Annotated in this window: 4 protein-coding genes; 1 reads left to right on the top strand and 3 read right to left on the bottom strand. The window is 44.6% G+C overall.

The features are described 5' to 3' along the window. The first annotated feature begins 132 nt into the window (after positions 1–132). The gene (locus tag ABZB17_RS21090) at positions 133–537 is read left to right on the top strand and encodes a hypothetical protein (RefSeq protein WP_372653362.1); all 405 of its coding nucleotides are present in this window, start codon (positions 133–135) and stop codon (positions 535–537) included. A gap of 470 nt (positions 538–1,007) precedes the next feature. Here ABZB17_RS21090 and ABZB17_RS21085 read toward each other — a convergent pair whose 3' ends face one another. The 3 genes from ABZB17_RS21085 to ABZB17_RS21075 all read right to left on the bottom strand — a co-directional run. After that, positions 1,008–1,766 (bottom strand): hypothetical protein, encoded by a 759-nt coding sequence (locus tag ABZB17_RS21085; protein ID WP_052670608.1) that lies wholly within the window; start codon positions 1,764–1,766, stop codon positions 1,008–1,010. A gap of 11 nt (positions 1,767–1,777) precedes the next feature. After that, entirely contained in the window at positions 1,778–3,358 is a 1,581-nt protein-coding gene (locus ABZB17_RS21080; protein ID WP_372653360.1) for a RagB/SusD family nutrient uptake outer membrane protein, read from the bottom strand. A gap of 12 nt (positions 3,359–3,370) precedes the next feature. Further along, on the bottom strand, positions 3,371–4,106 hold a 736-nt coding region (locus ABZB17_RS21075), incomplete at its 5' end, for a hypothetical protein (protein ID WP_372653357.1).

Genomic DNA, 4,106 nt, shown 5'->3' with positions numbered 1-4,106 from the left:
GGGAACGGATGGTTGCAACATTCTTACTGAACCTGGAGCCTTAACGCCGAAACAAACGAACTATCGGTTGTTAATGAAAACGGCATAAAAGATCCGGCCGAACCGTTTAAGGTTACTTTGGAAAACGATCGGATGACCTGGAAAAGAAGTGAAGATGGGGAGAGTGTTGAAGTAACTTTAAAACGCTCGGATCATCTGCCCGCAACGTATGGCGACGAACTTCTTGGTTTATGGAAACTGGAGGATGCGGTTGGCGATGGCGATTATTTCGGGACAGAGGATGCAGAAGTTGGTAAAGCCAGCATTTTCTTTCGTTGGGATGGCCGCTTTGATATTCGCTCCGGAAAGGTTAGAATTCATGGTGTTTACAATGTTCACGGGCACCAACCTGAAGTTGAAATGATTCCTTACGGAGGAAGTGTAAGCAGAGATTTTTGGACAATCGATTTTGCCGGAGATACCATTACGCTGAAACGATTAAATTCCGAAAATACGGTGGAACGAAAATTTAGCCGGATACACGAATTTCCGGAATAAAACATTCATGATTTCCGGGAATCACCAACAGGAATGAAGGTGAAGTCTGTTCACAGCATTTTATAACAATGGCCAGATTACAAGGCGCACACAACGATTGAGCATTGAACAGCTTACTGATTGCGCCTTTAAATTACCGCACATCAACCTCGGGTTTCACCCGAGGTTAGTCACATTTTATCCCTTCGGGATATTGAGCTGAATTACAAAGTTAAGACGAGTTTATTGACCCGCAATGTTGCAATTGCAAGTTTTTAAGACGCTGGAAGCGTCGAATGTGAATAACCCGGTGCGTAGCGCCGGGATGAAATGACTAAAGGGAAATCGTCCAGCGAAGAAAGCAGATCGAAGCCAGATGGTTCTCCCGGACGAAACTCAAACGGCAATACACATAAAAAGATGGGGACTTTCAGAAAAAAAAGGGCTGCCTGTCGGCAACCCTTTTAAGTGTTTATCTTTGGCTAGATTCGTTATGGTAAAGTCAAAACCTCAACCGATGAATCCCATGCATACACATCAGGAATAAAATGTGTTAGCGTTACCGAAATAACATTGCCGTCAATGGTGCCGCTACCTTCAACATATACTTCGCCGTACTCATCATCGTAGTACCATGCCGGTTGGGCATTCACGGTTACATTCGTTCCGTCCACAATGAAAATAATATCATAACCACTTTCGTACAAGCCTATTGTTTTGTACAACTGTACGGTGCCAAGGCTGGCTTCGTACATTTCAGGTTGCAATACCTCGCCCCAAAATGGCGAGTCGAATGTTCCCGTGCCAATTGCTGTGAAATCAAGTTTAAGTGTAGCTTTGTATGTCGTTGTTCCAAAAAACTCCGATACCGTTGCATCGCTTAAACTCAGGTTAAAATTAAAGGTAACACCCGGTGCAATTCCGGTAGGAGGTACCAGCGGAACAATTTTGGCATATGCAACTGTTTCACCATCATTAAAAGTTACCGTATTGCTTTCCAACTCAAAAACGCCATCAATGTTATCGTTTGGTTCAAGGCTGATGCCAACCGTTTCTGTTCCGGTTCCATCAGTACGCACAACCTGAACGTTTACTGAATAATTGTTTTCGGCTGTAAGGAGATTGTTGACCACGATGGAAGAGCTAAAAGCTACATACGCATCGGTTTCGTAAAGTTCTCCGATATTGTCCTGGTCGCATGCTGTTAAGGCCAGAACAAAAACCAATAGTGCTAATTGTATTTTCTTCATAATCGTAATTTTTAATTGTCAGCCCATGGATTTTGATCACTCACCTCGTCCATATTTTTATTCCCGTCAAATTCCGATTGTGGTATCGACATCACAAAATCAGGATATTCCGGATCGAGTGTATTGCGCGACAGTAGTTTTTGTGTGTGGTTACTGCCTTCGAAATCGCGCGAGAAACCCGTTTTTAAACGTTTAATATCAAGAATACGGCCTACTTCGCCCCACAATTCAATGCGTCGTTGCAGGATAATCTCGTCGAGTAAGGTTGATGAACCTCCAAGCGGAGTTGTTGGGCCGTTTGCATCGTTTATGGTTAGTGTACTGGCATCTGTCAATCCTGAAATATCGTAATTCGGATCGCGTTCTTCCATCAGTTCAGTAAGAATGGTTCGTGCCTCACCAAATCGGTTTTGCATACAAAGTGCTTCTGCTTTTATCAGCATCATTTCTTCGTGACGCATCAGAATATAATCGCCCAAAGCATTTGTAGGATCTGAAAAGCGGAATTTAAACTGGTTGTAGCTCAACTGTGTTCCCAGAGGTGCATTTTCTGCCAGCGGGCCATTCCACCACATTTGTTTTCTTACATCTGTATCGGCCATTTGGTTGTATAACCACGAGCTCACACATTTTCGTGCGTTTTCGGCATACGACGATGTGCTGGCATCCATATGTCCAAATAACGATTGCGTGTCGCTAATATGCTCGGAAATAATTTGCAGGCCCCAAAGCACTGTTCCTGAGTTGGCATCGTTAAATCCAAAACCGTTTGCCAGGTTCTCGCGCGACAGCATTGTCGTTCCTCCGCTCATGGCCATTGTAGCTGCCGATTCGGCGGTTGGCCAATCTTGTTTTTCCAGGGCTACCTGCGCTTTTAATCCGTTGGCCACGTAGTAATCGATATGCGACGGATGAATACGTGGTGCTGCCACATCCGGATCGAGCAATGTTAATGCCTGCTGAAGATCAGCATCAATTTGTGTGTAAACATCTGCTACCGTTCCTCGCGGACTTCCTTCCGAAGCGTTGGTCGTTGGTTCGGTATAAATTGGAACTCCCGGAGCATTTTCGTTACCCACATAGGTTTGCTGATAGAAACGGATGAGGCTGAAATAAGCATAAGCGCGCAAAGCATAAGCCTGCCCGATAAGGCTGCTGATCTCCGATGGTGCCCCCGTTAAATTTTCCTCTGATGCAATAATCGAGTTGGCATTTGAAATTACCGTGTAGTAGAAAAACCACACCGAATAAGGGCGGCCGCTTTTATGTGTGTAATCTGATTTTACATTGTACATGTAATCGAACCAGAACCAGCCGCTTCCGCCTTCATTTTGTACCATATCTTCGCCCATAAGATCGTAGGTAAGCAAAAATGCGGTAACCCCGAACTCTTCATCGGCCCAGTTTGCCGACCACTCGTCGGCCACGTACATGGCGCGGTAAATTCCGTTAAGCGCCACATTCGCTTTCTGAACATCGGAGAATAAAACATCACCCGATGTACTGTCTGTAGGGTTTGTGTCCAGTTCATCCTGGCAGGCAAAACCTGCGAATACCAGAAATAACAGGATAAGGATCTTATCTATTTTCATGATCTGTTTGTTTTAAAATTTTAATTCAATTCCGAAAAGACTCGTTCTCACCGGAGTATATGAAAAGTCGGTAGTTCCTGAGAAATCAAACTGCGGATTCATACCATCAAGATGAGAGAATATGGCCAGGTTGTCGACTGCCACATAAGCGCGAACATTTTCGATGCCCACATTTTGCAGAATGGTTTTAGGAAGCGTATAACCTACCGTAATATTCTTTATTGAAAAGTACGATGCATCGATTAGCTGACTGTCGGTAAACGGGCGCGAGAAACCGGTTCCGTTCTGAATACGCGGAACATCAGTAATGTCGCCGGGTTTTCTCCAGGCGCGTTCTACGTTGGCAGCGTAATTGGTACCAATGTAAATCGGGTTCATCAGATTGGAATAAACACTCTCGTAAACTTCTCCACCCACCGAGAAAGTGGTCATAAACGACATGTCGAAGTTTTTATAGATTTTGAAGTTACTGCCAAAGCCCCCGTAAAAATCAGGAATACGGCTGCCGGATATACGTTTACTTTGCGATGCTTTCTGGAAGTCATCAGAAAGGTAGGAGTCACCGGGATTACCATCCGGATCAAGGTCGTAAACCCAATACAACTGAGCTCCGGTAGCAGCCACCACTCCGGCCGATTGTGCCATGTAATACGAGTTGATTTCTGCACCTTTTCTCTGAATAATATTACCGTTAACAATTTGATCTGTTTCGCCATCCAGCTCAACAATTTCGTTGGATAACGAGGTG

Origin of the sequence: Draconibacterium sp. (assembly GCF_041583095.1) — a bacterium.
Lineage (GTDB): Bacteria > Bacteroidota > Bacteroidia > Bacteroidales > Prolixibacteraceae > Draconibacterium.
The sequence above is the reverse complement of the archived record's forward strand: the minus strand, read 5'-3'. Positions and strand labels throughout refer to the sequence as shown.

Bases quoted from the DNA above. Each gene is read 5' to 3' on its own strand.
- ABZB17_RS21085 (WP_052670608.1), bottom strand. From the start codon at position 1,766: ATGAAGAAAATACAATTAGCACTATTGGTTTTTGTTCTGGCCTTAACA.
- ABZB17_RS21080 (WP_372653360.1), bottom strand. From the start codon at position 3,358: ATGAAAATAGATAAGATCCTTATCCTGTTATTTCTGGTATTCGCAGGT.
- ABZB17_RS21090 (WP_372653362.1), top strand. From the start codon at position 133: ATGACCTGGAAAAGAAGTGAAGATGGGGAGAGTGTTGAAGTAACTTTA.